Source organism: Serratia plymuthica (genome assembly GCF_018336935.1).
Classification (GTDB): domain Bacteria; phylum Pseudomonadota; class Gammaproteobacteria; order Enterobacterales; family Enterobacteriaceae; genus Serratia; species Serratia plymuthica_B.
In genome coordinates this window covers 982,288-998,608 of record NZ_CP068771.1, presented here as the reverse complement: position 1 = coordinate 998,608, position 16,321 = coordinate 982,288, and the positions used below count along the sequence as shown (strand labels likewise).

The window sequence follows — 16,321 nt, the reverse complement described above, 5'->3', positions numbered from 1 at the left end:
TCAGGGTTTTGTTGCATTAATTTGGTGCGCGTGGCGTCTCAAAAAATGAAACATCTTAGTTTCATTGTGTTCACAATCGGCTATTTTCTAACGGTTATCTGTTCCAAGACTATCTTTATATCTTGAGTAAGAGATCCCGTTTTAAACCTGACACTCTTGAGTCAGAACCACGACAACAGCAAAGGAGCTGGACCATGCAAATGCGTAAATTGGCGTTATCGTTACTGCTGATCGGTATGGCGGGTAACGTAGCCCATGCGGAAGAACTGACCGGTACGCTGAAGAAAATCAAAGACAACGGCGTGATCGTTGTCGGCCATCGCGAATCGTCAGTGCCGTTCTCCTACTACGACAACCAGCAGAAAGTTGTGGGCTATTCCCAGGACTACTCCAACCAAATCGTTGAAGCGGTTAAGAAAAAACTGAACCTCCCCGATCTGCAGGTAAAAATGCTGCCGATCACCTCGCAGAACCGTATCCCGCTGCTGCAGAACGGCACCTTCGATTTTGAATGTGGTTCAACCACCAACAACGTTGAACGTCAAAAACAAGCGGCCTTCTCCGACACCATCTTCGTGGTCGGTACCCGCCTGCTGGTGAAAAAAGGCTCTGACGTCAAAGACTTCAAAGATCTGGCCGGCAAACCGGTGGTAGTCACCTCCGGCACCACATCGGAAGTGCTGCTGAACAAATTGAACGACAGCGGCAAGATGAACATGCGCATCATCAGCGCCAAGGACCACGGTGACTCGTTCCGTACCCTGGAAAGCGGCCGTGCCGTAGCCTTCATGATGGATGATGCGCTGTTGGCAGGCGAACGAGCCAAAGCGAAGAAGCCGGATCAATGGGAAATTCTCGGCACGCCGCAGTCGAAAGAAGCTTACGGCTGTATGCTGCGTAAAGACGATCCTGAGTTCAAAAAACTGGTCGATGACACCATCGCTCAGGCCCAAACCTCCGGTGAAGCGGCAAAATGGTTTGATAAGTGGTTCAACCAGCCAATTCCACCAAAAAACCTCAACATGAACTTCGCCCTGTCAGATGACATGAAGCAGCTGTTCAAAGAGCCAAACGATAAAGCACTGAACTAATAGAAAAAGAGCTGGGGCGGCCGCCAGGCCAAACCGGCCCTGTTGATGGCTGGGACAGACAGGAATGAGGGGGGCCGTTCCCCTCCCTCATTTTCCCCCTAACTCACAACCGATCTCCGCGCGCACAAGCCAGCCTGACTGGCTGCGATTCGATCGGCGCCGAGCCGAATAGTCATCAATCTTTAGGCGCTCTGCGCCCGCTTAACGGAGTTTGTTATGTCAATAGATTGGAACTGGGGTATCTTCCTGCAGCAGGCCCCGTTTGGGAATACCACCTACCTCGGCTGGATTTGGTCCGGCTTTCAGGTCACGGTAGCCCTCTCCGTCTGTGCTTGGATTATCGCTTTCTTTGTCGGTTCGCTGTTCGGTATTTTGCGTACCGTGCCAAACCGTTTTCTTTCCACTCTCGGCACCTGTTACGTCGAACTGTTCCGTAATGTGCCGCTGATTGTGCAATTCTTTACCTGGTATCTGGTGGTTCCGGAACTGCTGCCGACCAATCTGGGTATGTGGTTCAAAACCGAACTCGATCCTAACGTGCAGTTCTTTATCTCCTCCATGCTGTGCCTCGGGCTGTTTACCGCTGCTCGCGTATGCGAACAGGTGCGCGCCGCTATTCAGTCCCTGCCGCGTGGCCAACGCGCCGCCGGGCTCGCCATGGGCTTGACGCTGCCGCAAACCTATCGCTACGTGCTGCTGCCGAACGCCTACCGGGTCATTGTGCCGCCGATGACTTCGGAAATGCTCAACCTGGTCAAAAACTCCGCCATCGCTTCAACCATTGGTCTGGTGGATATGGCCGCTCAAGCCGGCAAACTGCTGGATTACTCCGCGCATGCCTATGAATCCTTTACCGCCATTACGCTGGCCTATATCGGCATCAACGCCGTGATCATGCTGTTTATGCGTTTGGTAGAGAAGAAAGTGCAGTTGCCTGGCAATATGGGGAGTAAATAATGTACGAATTTGACTGGGCATCCATTGTCCCAAGCTTCCCTTACCTGCTGCAAGGGTTGGTCATCACGCTGAAGATCACCGTGACCGCCATCGTTTTCGGCATTCTCTGGGGCACCATTTTGGCGGTCATGCGCCTGTCGCCAATCAAACCTATCAGCTGGTTTGCCACAATCTACGTCAACCTTTTCCGTTCCGTACCGCTGGTGATGGTGCTGCTGTGGTTCTACCTGGTGGTTCCAAGCTTATTACAACAAGTTCTGGGGCTGTCGCCGAAAACCGATATTCGGCTGATCTCGGCTATGGTAGCCTTTTCCCTGTTTGAAGCGGCCTATTACTCGGAAATTATCCGCGCCGGCATTATCAGTATTTCCCGCGGCCAGTCATCCGCCGCGCTGGCGCTGGGCATGACCCACTGGCAGTCGATGAAGCTGGTGATCCTGCCGCAGGCGTTCCGCGCAATGGTTCCGCTGCTGCTGACCCAAGGCATCGTATTGTTCCAGGATACCTCGCTGGTCTACGTACTGAGCCTGGCCGACTTCTTCCGTACCGCCTCAACCATCGGCGAGCGCGACGGCACACAGGTTGAAATGATCCTGTTCGCCGGTTTTGTCTATTTTGTTATCAGTATCGCCGCCTCGGCGCTGGTAAGCTATTTGAAGAAAAGGACTGTTTGATGATATCCCTGAAAAATGTTTCTAAGTGGTACGGTCACTTTCAGGTTCTGACCGATTGCACCACAGAAGTGAAAAAAGGCGAGGTGGTGGTAGTCTGTGGTCCTTCAGGCTCGGGCAAATCTACCCTGATCAAAACCGTCAACGGTCTGGAGCCGATTCAGCAAGGCGATATCCTGGTGAACGGCACGGCGGTCAACAACAAGAGCACCAACCTGGCGCAGCTGCGTTCCAAAGTGGGCATGGTATTCCAGCATTTTGAGCTGTTCCCGCACTTGTCGATCATCGACAATCTGACGCTGGCGCAGGTAAAAGTACTCAAACGCGATAAAGCCGCCTCCCGAGAGAAAGGCCTGAAATTGCTGGAGCGCGTCGGCCTGATCGCCCACGCCAACAAGTTCCCCGGGCAGCTTTCCGGCGGCCAGCAGCAGCGCGTGGCCATCGCCCGTGCGCTGTGCATGGATCCGATCGCCATGTTGTTCGATGAACCGACCTCCGCGCTTGATCCGGAAATGATCAACGAAGTGCTGGACGTCATGGTTGAGCTGGCGCAAGAAGGCATGACCATGATGGTGGTAACCCACGAAATGGGCTTTGCCCGCAAGGTGGCCCACCGGGTGATCTTTATGGATGAAGGCAAAATTGTCGAAGACCGCAACAAAGACGACTTCTTCAATAACCCGGAATCAGAGCGCGCCAAAGACTTCCTGGCCAAGATCCTGCATTGATTCATTGACACTATGCGCCCCGCCCGGGGCGCATTCTCGCCCCCCTTTCCCGGCACTAAAAGCACTTGTTTATCCCCTGTTTTGATCCGATGCTCACTGGATAACAACAAAAGGAGATAAACATGCCCCGCCCTATCATTATCGATTGCGACCCCGGCCTCGACGACGCCATTGCCCTTGCCATGGCGCTGCGCTCGCCGGAACTGGACATCAAGGCCGTCACCACCTCCGCCGGCAACCAGACGCCTGAGAAGACCCTGCATAACGCGCTTGGCCTGCTGACGCTGATGAAACGCGAAGATATTCCCGTCGCTGCCGGCGCCGCTGCGCCGCTGATGCGCGCGCTGGTGATTGCCGATCATGTCCACGGCAAAACCGGTATGGGCAATACCCATCTGCCGACGCCAACGATAAAACCGGTCGCGCAAACCGCCGTGGAACTGATAGCCGGGCTGCTGCGCACCAGCCCGCAACCGATCACCCTGGTGGTCACCGGCCCGATGACCAATATCGCCCTGTTACTGGCACAGCATGCCGAGCTGAAAGGCAACATCGATCGCATCGTATTTATGGGCGGCGGAATGAATGCCGGCAACGCCACGCCGGCGGCGGAATTCAATATCTTTGTCGATCCCGAAGCCGCAGAAATCGTACTGAAATCCGGCGTGCCACTGACCATGGCCGGGTTGAACGTCACCCATCAGGCACTGGTGCTGCCCCAGGATATCGAACGTATCCGCCAGATTGACAATCCGGTGGCGCAGGCGGTCGCAGAGATGCTCGATTTCTATCTGCCGCTGTACCTCAGCCACCCACGCGGGTTGCCGGGTGCCGCGATGCACGATCCCTGCACCATCGCCTGGCTGCTGGCACCGCAGCTGTTTACCGGCATCGAACGCTGGGTCGGCGTGGAAACCAAAGGGGAATATACCCTCGGCATGACGGTGGTGGATCACTTTCAGCAGAGCGGTAAGCCGGCCAACGTTGAAGTGCTGACCGGTATTGATCGCGAAGGATTTATCGAACTGCTGATTGAACGCGTGGCGCGTTACTGATTGGCCGGGGTGCTTGCTGCACCCCGTTACATTCAATTTTTTTGATTTAACTCAGCGAATTTTTACGCTATCACTGACCACGACTTGCCTCTAAGATGCCTTATACACCGTATCAACAACACCTTAGAGAAAGTCTGGAGATAGCCTGATGAGTCGCATACTGGTCCTGAAATCAAGTATTCTGGGCGATTATTCCCAGTCTGGAAAATTAGTCGATTTTTTTGTTGAACAGTGGCAAAAAGCGCATCCGGATGACACATTTACCCTTCGCGATCTGGCCAACCCAACTCTGCCCGAACTGGATGGCGAAGTGATTGGCGGTTTTAACGCCGGCGATAACCCATTGACGCCACATCAAAAAGAGACGCTGGCGCTTTCCGATGAGCTGATTGCCGAATTGAAATCGCACGACACCATCATCATCGGTGCCCCGATGTACAACTTCAATATCCCCACTCAGTTGAAGATCTACTTCGATCTGGTGGCCCGCGCCGGGCAAACCTTCCGTTACACCTCTGAAGGCGCAGAAGGCCTGGTGACGGGTAAAAAAGCGATCGTGATCTCCAGCCGCGGCGGTATCCACGCCGATACGCCAACCGATCTGATCACCCCTTATCTGAAGCTGTTCCTCGGGTTTATCGGCATCACCGACGTAGAGTTCGTGCTGGCGGAAGGTTTTGCCTATGGTCCGGATGCCGCTGAAAAAGCCGCACAAGACAGCCGTATCGCCGTGACGCAAAAAGTGCCGGCCAAGATACAGCTAGCCCCAGTAGCCCAGCCTGCGGCGGTACAGCCCCCGGCGAACGGCGGTTTTCTGAGTAATCTGATGAAAAAGCTCTTCGGCTGATAGCCTCCCCTCATCCTGACTTGGCAGAAAGAAGAATGAGGGGGCAAACTCAAGGTTCGAAAGGCCGACGCTGGAACTGGTCATGGCCGCATTTAGGGCAGAGCGGCAGCACTTCCGGCGTGTAAAACGCCAAATTATGGTGGCACTGTTCGCACACCAGATTACCCAGCCCGACCACCTCACCGCTGTGGTAGACGCCGTGATGGCTGACGTCTTTAAACACTTCTCGCCATTCCAACTGGGTTTTATCCGTAATATCCGCCAGTTCCTGCCACAGGCTCTCCTTGATTACCCGCATAAAGACGCTGTCGGTAAACTCGCCCTTGCTTTCCTGGTAACTGCGGGCGAACTCTTCCAGGTCTCGCCGTACCGCCTGGATCACCTGCTCCACCTCACCGCGCGTCAATTCACCCGCTTCGTTCAGCCGTTTCTCGGCGCCGGCGACCAATTCGTCAATATCACGCTCGCCATTTTTCAGACGTTCGGTCAGAGATGCCACCAATTCGCGGTAATACTGAGCAACCTTGTTCATATTCTCTCCTCGATGAACTTACGTGACAGGGCTTATCTCCTAAAACTATCTCTTATCATTTTAGTCGTAAATTGCTGATGTCACTTGGCAAGGCTCGGGATCCCCAAGATGTGAGTCATATCATGGCGGGGATTTTTTAAATGCGCCGAGTCGGGCGCTTGGTGTTGTTGCCGGGAGGTCTTATCAGCTATGCTATGCGGATCTACGAATACTAAATCTTCATAGCCTTATCTCTGACTGAGATAACGGTTTACACCAACAGGACCACCGGCCGCCATGCAAGAGCAATACCGTCCAGAAGACATAGAATCGAACGTACAGCTTCACTGGCAAGAGAAGCAAACTTTCAAGGTTACCGAAGACGCAAGCAAGGAAAAGTACTACTGCCTATCCATGCTGCCCTACCCATCAGGCCGTCTGCACATGGGACACGTTCGTAACTACACTATCGGCGACGTGATCTCGCGCTATCAGCGCATGCTGGGCAAAAACGTGCTGCAGCCAATCGGCTGGGATGCTTTCGGCCTGCCGGCGGAAGGCGCCGCGGTGAAGAACAACACCGCACCGGCTCCGTGGACCTACGACAACATCGAATACATGAAGAACCAGCTGAAACTGCTGGGCTTCGGCTATGACTGGGATCGCGAGATCGCCACCTGCGATCCGGATTACTACCGTTGGGAACAGTGGTTCTTCACCAAGCTGTACGAAAAAGGCCTGGTCTACAAGAAAACCTCTGCGGTCAACTGGTGCCCGCACGATCTGACCGTACTGGCCAACGAACAGGTTATCGACGGCTGCTGCTGGCGCTGCGACACCAAGGTCGAGCGTAAAGAGATCCCGCAGTGGTTTATCAAAATCACCGACTACGCCGATCAACTGCTCAACGATCTGGATACGCTGGAAAGCTGGCCTGAGCAGGTGAAAACCATGCAGCGCAACTGGATTGGCCGCTCTGAAGGGGTGGACATCACCTTTGACGTGGCGGGCAGCGACGAGAAGCTGACCGTTTACACCACCCGTCCGGATACCTTCATGGGCGCCACCTATGTGGCCGTCGCGGCGGGCCACCCGCTGGCGCAACAGGGTGCGGTGAATAACCCGGCGCTGGCTGAATTTATCGAAGAGTGCCGCAATACCAAAGTGGCCGAAGCCGACATGGCGACGATGGAGAAGAAAGGCATGCCGACCGGCCTGTTCGCCATTCATCCGCTGTCCGGCGAGAAGGTGCCGGTTTGGGTTGCCAACTTCGTCTTGATGGAATACGGCACAGGTGCAGTGATGGCGGTTCCGGCTCACGACCAGCGCGACTGGGAGTTCGCCACCAAATACGGTCTGCCGATCAAACCAGTCGTGCTGGCGCTCGACGGCAGCCAGCCGGACGTGCATGCCGAAGCCATGACCGAAAAAGGCACGCTGTTCAACTCCGGCGAGTTCGATGGCCTGGATCACGAAGCCGGTTTCAACGCCATTGCCGACAAACTGGTCGCCATGGGCGTGGGCCAACGCAAGGTCAACTACCGTCTGCGCGACTGGGGTGTGTCTCGTCAACGTTACTGGGGCGCCCCGATCCCGATGGTGACGCTGGAAGACGGCACCGTAATGCCAACGCCGGAAGACCAACTGCCGGTGATCTTGCCGGAAGACGTAGTGATGGACGGCATTACCAGCCCGATCAAAGCCGATCCCGAGTGGGCGAAAACCACGGTCAACGGCCAGCCGGCGCTGCGTGAAACCGACACCTTTGACACCTTTATGGAGTCCTCCTGGTACTACGCGCGCTACACCTGCCCGCAGTACGACCAGGGCATGCTGGACCCGGCCGCCGCCAACTACTGGCTGCCGGTCGATCAGTATGTCGGCGGTATCGAACACGCCATCATGCACCTGATGTATTTCCGCTTCTTCCACAAACTGCTGCGTGACGCAGGCATGGTTGATTCCGACGAGCCGGCAAAACGCCTGCTGTGCCAGGGCATGGTGCTGGCGGACGCCTTCTACTACACCGGCAACAGCGGCGAACGCGTCTGGGTTTCCCCGGTCGACGCCACCGTTGAACGCGACGACAAAGGCCGCATCGTTAAAGCCACCGATCCACAAGGCCGCGAACTGGTCTATGCTGGCATGAGCAAAATGTCGAAGTCGAAAAACAACGGCATCGACCCGCAGGTGATGGTCGAGAAATACGGCGCGGATACCGTGCGTCTGTTCATGATGTTCGCTTCGCCGGCAGAAATGACGCTGGAATGGCAGGAATCCGGTGTGGAAGGGGCAAACCGCTTCCTGAAACGCGTTTGGAAACTGGCCTACGAGCACCTGGAGAAAGGCGCTGTCCAACCGCTGAACGTCGCGACGCTGAACGAAGATCAGAAAGCGCTGCGCCGTGATCTGCATAAGACCATCGCCAAAGTGACCGATGATATTGGCCGTCGTCAGACCTTCAACACCGCCATTGCGGCCGTGATGGAGCTGATGAACAAACTGGCCCGCGCGCCGCAGGAAAGCGAGCAGGATCGCGCTCTGTTGCAGGAAGCGTTGCTGTCCGTCGTTCGTATGCTGTATCCGTTTACCCCGCACGTTTGCTTCTCGCTGTGGCAGGCGTTGGGCGGCGAAGGCGATGTAGATACCGCAGCCTGGCCGCAGGCCGACGAGCAGGCGATGGTCGAAGACTCCAAGCTGGTCGTGGTACAGGTAAACGGCAAAGTTCGCGCTAAAATCACTGTGGCAGCAGATGCAACCGAAGAGCAGGTACGTGCGCGTGCCGCTGAGGAACATCTGGTCGCTAAATATCTGGACGGGGTTACGGTTCGTAAAGTGATCTATGTTCCGGGCAAATTGCTTAACCTGGTTGTGGGTTAACACAAGGAGGAGTTGTGCGACATCGTATTCTGACGCTGTTGCTGGGGTTGGCGGTGCTGGTCACCGCCGGCTGCGGTTTTCACCTGCGTGGCACCACGCAGGTCCCCTCGGAAATGAAAACGCTGATACTGGACAGCGGGGATCCTTACGGCCCTCTGACCCGCGCAGTGCGTGAGCAGTTGCGTCTGAATGACGTGACAATCGTCAAGGATCCGAAAAGTAAGGATATTCCTTCCCTGCGTATCATCGGTTCCAGCGAAAGCCAGGACACCGCCTCGATCTTCCAGGACGGCAAAACCGCTGAGTATCAGATGGTGCTGACCGTTCAGGCTCAGGTGCTGATCCCGGGTCACGATCTGTATCCGCTGAACGTGAAAGTCTTCCGTTCGTTCTTCGACAACCCGCTGACCGCGCTGGCAAAAGATTCCGAACAGGACATTATTCGCCAGGAAATGCGTGTTCAGGCCGCCCAGCAACTGGTGCGTAAACTGCTGACCGTGCATGCGGCGGAAGAACAAGCTCAGCAAAAAGCTGCCGCCGCCGGTGAAAAAGCGGAAAGTCTCTCAGCGCAATGATCCGTATTTATCCTGAACAACTTGCCGCGCAGCTCCGAGAGGGGCTGCGCGCTTGTTATTTATTGAGTGGCAATGAACCGTTACTGCTGCAGGAAAGCCAGGATCTGATCCGGCAGGCCGCGCAACAGCAGCAGTTCACCGAGCACTACAGCATTTCTCTCGACGCCCATACCGACTGGGACGCCATTTTCAGCATCTGTCAGGCCATGAGCCTGTTCGCCAGCCGCCAGACGCTGCTGCTGATCTTGCCGGAAAACGGCCCGACCGCCCCCCTCGGCGAGCAACTGATCAAGCTGGCGGCTCTGCTGCATGACGACATCTTGCTGATGTTGCGCGGCCCTCGCCTGACCAAAGCGCAGGAAAACAGCGCCTGGTTCAAAGCACTTAGCCCAAATGGCGCTTACGTCAGTTGCCAGACGCCTGAACAGGCGCAGTTGCCGCGCTGGGTGACGCAGCGAGCCAAAAGCATGAAGCTCGAGCTGGACGATGCGGCCAACCAACTGCTGTGCTACTGCTACGAAGGTAACCTGCTGGCGTTATCGCAGGCGCTGGAAAGGCTGTCTCTGTTGCATCCGGACGGTAAGCTCACACTGCCGCGCGTTGAACTAGCGGTCAATGACGCCGCTCACTTTACGCCGTTTCACTGGCTGGACGCCCTGCTGGCAGGCAAAAGCAAGCGCGCCTGGCATATCCTGCAGCAAATGCAGCAGGAAGATGTCGAACCGGTGATCCTGTTGCGCACCCTGCAACGCGAGCTGCTGCAGTTGCTGAACCTGCAACGACGCATGGCCTCGGTGCCCCTGCGCACGCTGTTCGATCAATACAAGGTCTGGCAAAACCGTCGCAACCTGGTGACTCAGGCGCTGCAGCGGTTGTCCGGCGCTCAATTGCAGCAAGCGGTCCATTTGCTGGCGCAAATTGAAATCACCCTTAAACAGGATTACGGTCAGTCGGTGTGGCCGGAACTGGAAACCCTGTCGATGCTGCTGTGCGGCAAACCCCTGGCCACGAGTTTTTCAGATGCCCACTAATCCGCAAAGCGCGACAATCCTGCATGCCCTGTTCGGCGGCACCTTTGATCCTATCCATTACGGCCATTTGCGGCCGGTGGAAGCGCTGGCCGCAGAAGTCGGCCTGAACCAGGTCACGCTGCTGCCAAACCACGTCCCTCCCCACCGTCCGCAGCCTGAGGCCAATGCCCAACAACGGCTGAAGATGGTTGAGCTGGCGATCGCCAATAACCCGCTGTTCGCCGTTGACGACCGTGAACTGCACCGCACTGCGCCTTCCTATACCATTGAGACGTTGGAAACCGTTCGTAAAGAACGGGGCCCCGCGTTGCCGTTGGCATTTATTATTGGTCAGGATTCGCTGCTGACGCTGCACAAATGGCACCGCTGGCAGGCGTTGCTGGATATCTGCCATTTGTTGGTGCTGGCCCGCCCTGGCTACAATGACCAAATGGATACGCCGGAACTGCAACAGTGGCTGGAGCGCCATCGTGTCACCGACGCCGCACTGCTCAGCCAACGGCCGCAGGGGCATATTTATCTGGCCGACACGCCATTGTTGGAAATTTCCGCCACGGAAATCCGCCAGCGCCGCCATCAGGGCATCAGCTGTGACGATCTGTTGCCGCGCTCTGTGCAGCGCTATATCGAGTTACAGGGTTTATATCGCTAGCCGAAGTCGCGTGATATACTGCGCCGCTATTTTTCAGGTATTCGCTGAAAACCCCGGAAACCTTAGCTGGCCGGGCAATTACCAGCTGGCTTTCAGCGGCATCCTGCCGACATTATCATTGATTCAGGCCGCATGCGGGCATTTGCCTGCCGCAGTCGAACAAACAGAACACACCCGAGGGGGAACCTTTGCAAGGTAAAGCGCTCCAAGATTTCGTCATCGATAAAATTGATGACCTGAAAGGCCAAGACATTATCGCTCTGGATGTACAGGGCAAATCCAGCATCACCGATTGCATGATCATCTGCACCGGGACCTCTACCCGCCACGTGATGTCTATCGCCAACCACGTAGTGCAGGAAGCCCGCTCCGCAGGTATGGAACTGTACGGCATGAAAGGTCAGGAAGCCTCCGACTGGGTAGTGGTCGATTTGGGCGATGTGATCGTACATATCATGCAGGAAGAAAGCCGTCAGCTGTATGAGCTGGAAAAACTCTGGAGCTAAGCGGTGAAACTGCAACTGGTAGCGGTCGGCACCAAGATGCCAGACTGGGTGCAGACCGGTTTTATGGATTATCTGCATCGTTTTCCGAAAGACATGCCGTTTGAGCTGACCGAAATCCCGGCAGGCAAGCGCGGCAAGAATGCCGACATCAAGCGCATTCTGGAAAAGGAAGGCGAGCAGATGCTGGCTGCGGTGGGCAAAGGCAACCGCATTGTCACGCTGGATATCCCCGGTACGCCGTGGGAAACGCCGCAGTTGGCGCAACAGCTCGAACGTTGGAAGCAGGATGGCCGCAACGTCAGCCTGCTGATTGGCGGCCCGGAAGGGCTGGCGCCGGCCTGCAAAGCCGCTGCCGAACAAAGCTGGTCGCTCTCGCCATTGACATTACCGCATCCTTTAGTGCGCGTCCTGGTGGCTGAAAGCCTCTATCGCGCCTGGAGTATTACAACAAATCATCCTTACCACCGGGAATAACCGATGGTGACAGTGACAGAGTGAAATAAAGCAGCGGGATGAAAATAGAACGTAACCCTTTTCGCGACTATACGGCTGAATCTGCCCTGTTTGTACGCCGCGCCCTGGTGGCGTTTTTGGTCATTCTGGTGCTGAGCGGCACCCTGATCGCCAATCTGTATAATCTGCAAATTGTCCGCGTCGAGGATTACCGCACCCGCTCCAACGAAAACCGCATCAAGCTGGTGCCCATCGCCCCCAGCCGCGGCATTATCTACGATCGTAACGGCACCCCGCTGGCGCTCAACCGCACCATCTATCAATTGGAATTGATGCCGGAAAAGATCGACGACCTGAAAGCGACGCTGCAGGCGCTGCGTCCGGTGGTCGATCTGACCGATGACGACATCGTCAACTTCGAGAAAGAGCGCAAACGCTCACGCCGTTTCGTTTCCATCCCGGTGAAAACCGCGCTGAACGAAGTGCAGGTCGCCCGCTTTGCGGTCAATCAGTTCCGCTTCCCCGGCGTGGAAGTGAAAGGCTACCAGCGCCGCTATTATCCTTATGGCTCCGCCCTCACCCATGTCACCGGTTATGTCTCGAAGATCAACGATCGCGACGTCGAACGGCTGGACAAAGACGGCAAGCTGGCGAACTACGCCGCCACTCACGATATCGGCAAGCTGGGTATCGAGCGCTATTACGAAGACACCCTGCACGGTAAAACCGGCTACGAAGAGGTCGAGGTCAACAACCGCGGCCGGGTCATCCGTCAGTTGCACGAGCAGCCGCCTTCCGCCGGCCAGGACGTTTACCTGACGCTGGATCTCAACCTGCAACGCTATATCGAGCAATTGCTGGTGGGCAGCCGGGCGGCGGTGGTCGTGAGCGACCCGCGCACCGGCGGCATTCTGGCCATGGTTTCCAACCCCAGCTATGACCCGAACCTGTTCGTGGACGGCATCTCCAGCAAGGAGTATCAGGGGCTGCTGAACGATCCGAACCGGCCACTGATCAACCGCGCCACGCAAGGGGTTTACCCACCTGCGTCAACGGTAAAACCCTATATTTCCGTCTCGGCGCTCAGCGCCGGGGTGATCACCAAAAACACCATAGTGTTCGATCCCGGCTGGTGGCAGTTGCCCGGTTCGGAAAAACGCTTTCGCGACTGGAAAAAATGGGGCCATGGCCGCCTGAACGTCACCAAGGCGCTGGAAGAATCGGCGGATACCTTCTTCTATCAGGTGGCGTACGATATGGGCATCGATCGCTTGTCGACCTGGTTGACCAAGTTCGGCTACGGCCAGTACACCGGCATCGATCTTTCCGAAGAACGTTCCGGTCTGATGCCGACCCGCGACTGGAAATTCAAACGCTATAAAAAACCCTGGTACCAGGGCGATACCATCCCGGTGGGCATAGGTCAGGGCTACTGGACCGCAACGCCGATCCAGATGTCCAAGGCGCTGAACACCCTGATTAACGACGGTAACGTCAAAACGCCGCATCTGTTGCAGAGCACCCGAATCAACGGCGCGCTGGTGCCTTTCCGTCAGGAAGAGAGCACGCAGATCGGTGATATTCATTCCGGCTTCTGGGAAATTGCCAAAGACGGCATGTACGGTGTCGCCAACCGCCCTAACGGGACGGCGCGTAAGTACTTCGCAGATGCACCCTACAAAGCCGCGGCAAAATCGGGTACCGCACAGGTATTCGGCTACGAAACCTACAACGCCCACAAACTGGCAGAACACCTGCGTGACCATAAGCTGATGACTGCCTTTGCGCCGTACAATAATCCAACGGTGTCGGTCGCCGTCATTTTGGAAAACGGCGGCGCCGGTCCGGCGGTCGGGACGATTACCCGTCAGATCCTCGACCATATCCTGCTGGGCGACAACAATACGCAATTACCAGCCGAGGCCCCGCTGCCGCCTGGTGTAGAAGGTGATTAAGGTAGAACATGACTGAAAGCCAACAAAAAGGCTCGATCTGGACCAAGATCCATATCGACCCCACTTTCCTGTTATTCATTCTGGCTCTGCTGGTCTACAGCGCATTCGTGATGTGGAGCGCCAGCGGCCAGGATATCGGCATGATGGAACGCAAAATCGGCCAGATCGTCATGGGCCTGATCGTGATGGGCGTAATGGCTCAGATCCCGCCGCGGGTCTATGAAAGCTGGGCGCCCTACCTGTACATCTTCTGCGTGATCCTGCTGATTATGGTCGACGCGTTCGGGCAGATCAGTAAAGGCGCTCAACGCTGGCTGGATCTCGGTTTTGTGCGCTTCCAGCCGTCAGAAATCGCTAAAATCGCCGTCCCGCTGATGGTAGCGCGCTTTATGAACCGCGACGTCTGCCCGCCTTCACTGAAGAATACCGCCATTGCGCTGGTGCTGATTTTCCTGCCGACCCTACTGGTTGCCGCGCAGCCGGACCTGGGCACGTCGATTTTGATCGCCGCCTCTGGCCTGTTCGTGCTGTTCCTTTCCGGGATGAGCTGGAAGCTGATCGCTGTCGCCGCCCTAATGCTGGCGGCCTTTATTCCGGTGCTGTGGTTCTTCCTGATGCACGGCTATCAACGCGACCGCGTGATGATGCTGCTCGATCCGGAAAGCGATCCGCTCGGCGCCGGCTACCACATCATTCAGTCGAAAATCGCTATCGGTTCCGGCGGCCTGTCCGGCAAGGGTTGGCTGCATGGCACCCAGTCGCAGCTGGAGTTTTTGCCGGAGCGCCATACCGACTTCATCTTCGCGGTACTGGCCGAGGAGCTGGGGCTGATTGGGGTACTGGTGCTGCTGGCGCTGTACCTGCTGGTGATTATTCGCGGGCTGATGATCGCCGCCAAGGCGCAAACCACCTTCGGCCGGGTCATGGTCGGCGGCCTGATGCTGATATTATTCGTTTATGTGTTTGTTAACATTGGTATGGTCAGTGGCATTTTACCGGTAGTTGGCGTACCTTTGCCTCTGGTCAGTTATGGGGGTTCGGCGCTGATCGTACTTATGGCTGGGTTCGGCATCATCATGTCGATCCACACGCATCGGAAAATGCTGTCTAAAAGTTTATAAGAGGTGAGTAATGCGTAAGGAATGGCTTTGGGTCGGCGTAGTGGCTGTGTTGCTTTCCGCCTGTACCTCCCCGACCACGGAACAGCAGGCACCGCCGCAGCAGCCGTATAACGGGCCGGTGGTGGAAATCGGCGGCGTTGAGCCTCAATATGAACCCTATAACCCTAATAACATGCAGGATTATAAGGTTAATGGCGATACTTACCGCATCGTGAAAGATCCGCAAAACTTCTCGCAGACCGGTCTGGCCAGCTCCTATGGCGAAGAAGCCCGGGGCAACACCACCGCGCTGGGCGAACCCTTCGATCCTAACGGCCTCACCGCCGCGCACCCTACGCTGCCGATCCCAAGCTATGTGCGTGTAACCAACCTCGCCAACGGCCGCCAACTGGTGGTGCGCGTTAACGATCGCGGGCCTTACACCAACGGCCGCATTATCGATCTGTCGACAGCCGTGGCCGACCGCCTGAACCTGTCCAACAACACCAGGGTTAAAGTTGATTTCATCAACGTGGCGCCGGATGGCACCCTGAGCGGCCCCGGTACCATAGGTACGACCGTCGCCAAGCAAAGCTACGCCCTGCCGTCGCGCCCGGACCTCGGTTCGAGCAGCATGGGGACGCCAGTGCAACAGGAAGTCCCTGTCGCCAGCGGTGCCGCAGTACGCCCAATAGATAACAGCAGCCTGGACACCGGCGACAACGCCCCGGCCGCCACTACCGGCAACGCGCGCACCGGTTTCCTCGGCGCACCAAGCCAGGTTCCCGCCGGGGTGCTGGAAGGTTCAGAACCTGAACCGGCCGTCAGCGCAGCAGCCATTGCGGCCCCCGTTGCCGCCACCGCAGCCGTTGCTGCCGGCGCTTCTTCCGCCGGGAGTTATGTCGTGCAGGTCGGCGCTCTCAGCAGCGCTGAACGCGCACAAACCTGGCAACAGAGCCTGAGCCGTCAGTTTGGCGTGCCTGGCAAGGTTGCCGCCAGCGGCGGCGTCTATCGCGTGCAGTTAGGCCCGTTCGGCGATCGCCAGCAGGCGGCCCAGCTGCAACAGCGCCTGGCGGCGGAAGCGCAACAACAATCTTTTGTCACTGCCGCACCCTAAACAGAGCTACCCGACCCATTTCAAGTTGCAGCCACACGCTGCAGCTTGAAAGGTCAAAAGCATGAAGCCCGGCGAGCGATCGCGACTGATAAGCGTTTCTCTAGCTGAAACATTTTCTTTCAGCAAAATGTCCGTAAAGCGCTATGAGTCAGATGAATGGATAATGCCTGCCGGAATCTCATCTGTTATAGT

Annotated in this window: 16 protein-coding genes; 15 read left to right on the top strand and 1 reads right to left on the bottom strand. The window is 56.6% G+C overall.

Annotation, left to right across the window (positions count from 1 at the left end; genetic code table 11):
- Positions 1–194: 194 nt before the first annotated feature.
- The 6 genes from JK621_RS04710 to JK621_RS04685 all read left to right on the top strand — a co-directional run bounded on the left by JK621_RS04710 (position 195) and on the right by JK621_RS04685 (position 5,349).
- A complete protein-coding gene (locus JK621_RS04710) occupies positions 195–1,091 on the top strand; it encodes an amino acid ABC transporter substrate-binding protein (RefSeq protein ID WP_212558831.1) in 897 nt (298 codons plus the stop codon).
- A gap of 216 nt (positions 1,092–1,307) precedes the next feature.
- Positions 1,308–2,048: an amino acid ABC transporter permease gene (locus JK621_RS04705; protein WP_212558830.1), complete on the top strand. Its 741-nt coding sequence runs from the start codon at positions 1,308–1,310 to the stop codon at positions 2,046–2,048.
- Positions 2,048–2,722, top strand: coding sequence for a glutamate/aspartate ABC transporter permease GltK (gene gltK / locus JK621_RS04700; protein ID WP_212558829.1), 675 nt, complete (start codon positions 2,048–2,050; stop codon positions 2,720–2,722). Before JK621_RS04705 ends, gltK begins: the two co-directional genes overlap by 1 nt.
- Positions 2,722–3,447, top strand: coding sequence for an amino acid ABC transporter ATP-binding protein (locus JK621_RS04695; RefSeq protein WP_126480871.1), 726 nt, complete (start codon positions 2,722–2,724; stop codon positions 3,445–3,447). The genes gltK and JK621_RS04695 overlap by 1 nt, the downstream gene beginning before the upstream one ends.
- A 122-nt stretch (positions 3,448–3,569) precedes the next feature.
- Positions 3,570–4,502, top strand: a complete 933-nt coding sequence (gene rihA, locus JK621_RS04690; RefSeq protein WP_212558828.1) for a pyrimidine-specific ribonucleoside hydrolase RihA — start codon at positions 3,570–3,572, stop codon at positions 4,500–4,502.
- 148 nt (positions 4,503–4,650) lie between these two features.
- On the top strand, positions 4,651–5,349 hold the full coding sequence (locus tag JK621_RS04685; RefSeq protein WP_212558827.1) for an FMN-dependent NADH-azoreductase: 699 nt from the start codon (positions 4,651–4,653) through the stop codon (positions 5,347–5,349).
- Between the two features lie 49 nt (positions 5,350–5,398).
- On the opposite strand, the gene JK621_RS04680 is transcribed toward JK621_RS04685, so the two are convergent.
- A complete protein-coding gene (locus JK621_RS04680) occupies positions 5,399–5,881 on the bottom strand; it encodes a zinc ribbon-containing protein (protein WP_126480865.1) in 483 nt (160 codons plus the stop codon).
- A 276-nt stretch (positions 5,882–6,157) separates the two neighbouring features.
- Between JK621_RS04680 and leuS the strand changes: the two genes are divergently transcribed.
- The 9 genes from leuS to rlpA all read left to right on the top strand — a co-directional run bounded on the left by leuS (position 6,158) and on the right by rlpA (position 16,129).
- Complete coding sequence (leuS, locus tag JK621_RS04675; protein WP_212558826.1) at positions 6,158–8,740, top strand: leucine--tRNA ligase; 2,583 nt, start codon at positions 6,158–6,160, stop codon at positions 8,738–8,740.
- 14 nt (positions 8,741–8,754) lie between these two features.
- The gene (gene lptE, locus JK621_RS04670; RefSeq protein WP_212558825.1) at positions 8,755–9,315 is read left to right on the top strand and encodes an LPS assembly lipoprotein LptE; all 561 of its coding nucleotides are present in this window, start codon (positions 8,755–8,757) and stop codon (positions 9,313–9,315) included.
- The gene (gene holA, locus JK621_RS04665; protein ID WP_212558824.1) at positions 9,312–10,346 is read left to right on the top strand and encodes a DNA polymerase III subunit delta; all 1,035 of its coding nucleotides are present in this window, start codon (positions 9,312–9,314) and stop codon (positions 10,344–10,346) included. The genes lptE and holA overlap by 4 nt, the downstream gene beginning before the upstream one ends.
- Entirely contained in the window at positions 10,336–10,998 is a 663-nt protein-coding gene (nadD, locus tag JK621_RS04660; protein WP_212558823.1) for a nicotinate-nucleotide adenylyltransferase, read from the top strand. Before holA ends, nadD begins: the two co-directional genes overlap by 11 nt.
- A gap of 188 nt (positions 10,999–11,186) precedes the next feature.
- Positions 11,187–11,504, top strand: a complete 318-nt coding sequence (gene rsfS / locus JK621_RS04655; RefSeq protein WP_004949598.1) for a ribosome silencing factor — start codon at positions 11,187–11,189, stop codon at positions 11,502–11,504.
- A 3-nt stretch (positions 11,505–11,507) separates the two neighbouring features.
- Positions 11,508–11,978 carry a 23S rRNA (pseudouridine(1915)-N(3))-methyltransferase RlmH gene (gene rlmH / locus JK621_RS04650; RefSeq protein ID WP_004949595.1) on the top strand — a complete coding sequence of 157 codons (471 nt, stop codon included), beginning with the start codon at positions 11,508–11,510 and terminating at the stop codon, positions 11,976–11,978.
- Positions 11,979–12,016: 38 nt separating this feature from the next.
- Entirely contained in the window at positions 12,017–13,912 is a 1,896-nt protein-coding gene (gene mrdA / locus JK621_RS04645) for a peptidoglycan DD-transpeptidase MrdA (protein WP_212558822.1), read from the top strand.
- Between the two features lie 8 nt (positions 13,913–13,920).
- Positions 13,921–15,033: a peptidoglycan glycosyltransferase MrdB gene (gene mrdB / locus JK621_RS04640; protein ID WP_212558821.1), complete on the top strand. Its 1,113-nt coding sequence runs from the start codon at positions 13,921–13,923 to the stop codon at positions 15,031–15,033.
- A gap of 10 nt (positions 15,034–15,043) precedes the next feature.
- Positions 15,044–16,129 carry an endolytic peptidoglycan transglycosylase RlpA gene (gene rlpA, locus JK621_RS04635; RefSeq protein WP_212558820.1) on the top strand — a complete coding sequence of 362 codons (1,086 nt, stop codon included), beginning with the start codon at positions 15,044–15,046 and terminating at the stop codon, positions 16,127–16,129.
- Positions 16,130–16,321: the final 192 nt, after the last annotated feature.

What these genes read in the sequence shown, in the direction of transcription:
- JK621_RS04710 (WP_212558831.1), top strand. Translation starts at nt 195, where the DNA reads ATGCAAATGCGTAAATTGGCGTTATCGTTACTGCTGATCGGTATGGCG.
- JK621_RS04705 (WP_212558830.1), top strand. Translation starts at nt 1,308, where the DNA reads ATGTCAATAGATTGGAACTGGGGTATCTTCCTGCAGCAGGCCCCGTTT.
- gltK (WP_212558829.1), top strand. Translation starts at nt 2,048, where the DNA reads ATGTACGAATTTGACTGGGCATCCATTGTCCCAAGCTTCCCTTACCTG.
- JK621_RS04695 (WP_126480871.1), top strand. Translation starts at nt 2,722, where the DNA reads ATGATATCCCTGAAAAATGTTTCTAAGTGGTACGGTCACTTTCAGGTT.
- rihA (WP_212558828.1), top strand. Translation starts at nt 3,570, where the DNA reads ATGCCCCGCCCTATCATTATCGATTGCGACCCCGGCCTCGACGACGCC.
- JK621_RS04685 (WP_212558827.1), top strand. Translation starts at nt 4,651, where the DNA reads ATGAGTCGCATACTGGTCCTGAAATCAAGTATTCTGGGCGATTATTCC.
- JK621_RS04680 (WP_126480865.1), bottom strand. Translation starts at nt 5,881, where the DNA reads ATGAACAAGGTTGCTCAGTATTACCGCGAATTGGTGGCATCTCTGACC.
- leuS (WP_212558826.1), top strand. Translation starts at nt 6,158, where the DNA reads ATGCAAGAGCAATACCGTCCAGAAGACATAGAATCGAACGTACAGCTT.
- holA (WP_212558824.1), top strand. Translation starts at nt 9,312, where the DNA reads ATGATCCGTATTTATCCTGAACAACTTGCCGCGCAGCTCCGAGAGGGG.
- nadD (WP_212558823.1), top strand. Translation starts at nt 10,336, where the DNA reads ATGCCCACTAATCCGCAAAGCGCGACAATCCTGCATGCCCTGTTCGGC.
- mrdA (WP_212558822.1), top strand. Translation starts at nt 12,017, where the DNA reads ATGAAAATAGAACGTAACCCTTTTCGCGACTATACGGCTGAATCTGCC.
- mrdB (WP_212558821.1), top strand. Translation starts at nt 13,921, where the DNA reads ATGACTGAAAGCCAACAAAAAGGCTCGATCTGGACCAAGATCCATATC.
- rlpA (WP_212558820.1), top strand. Translation starts at nt 15,044, where the DNA reads ATGCGTAAGGAATGGCTTTGGGTCGGCGTAGTGGCTGTGTTGCTTTCC.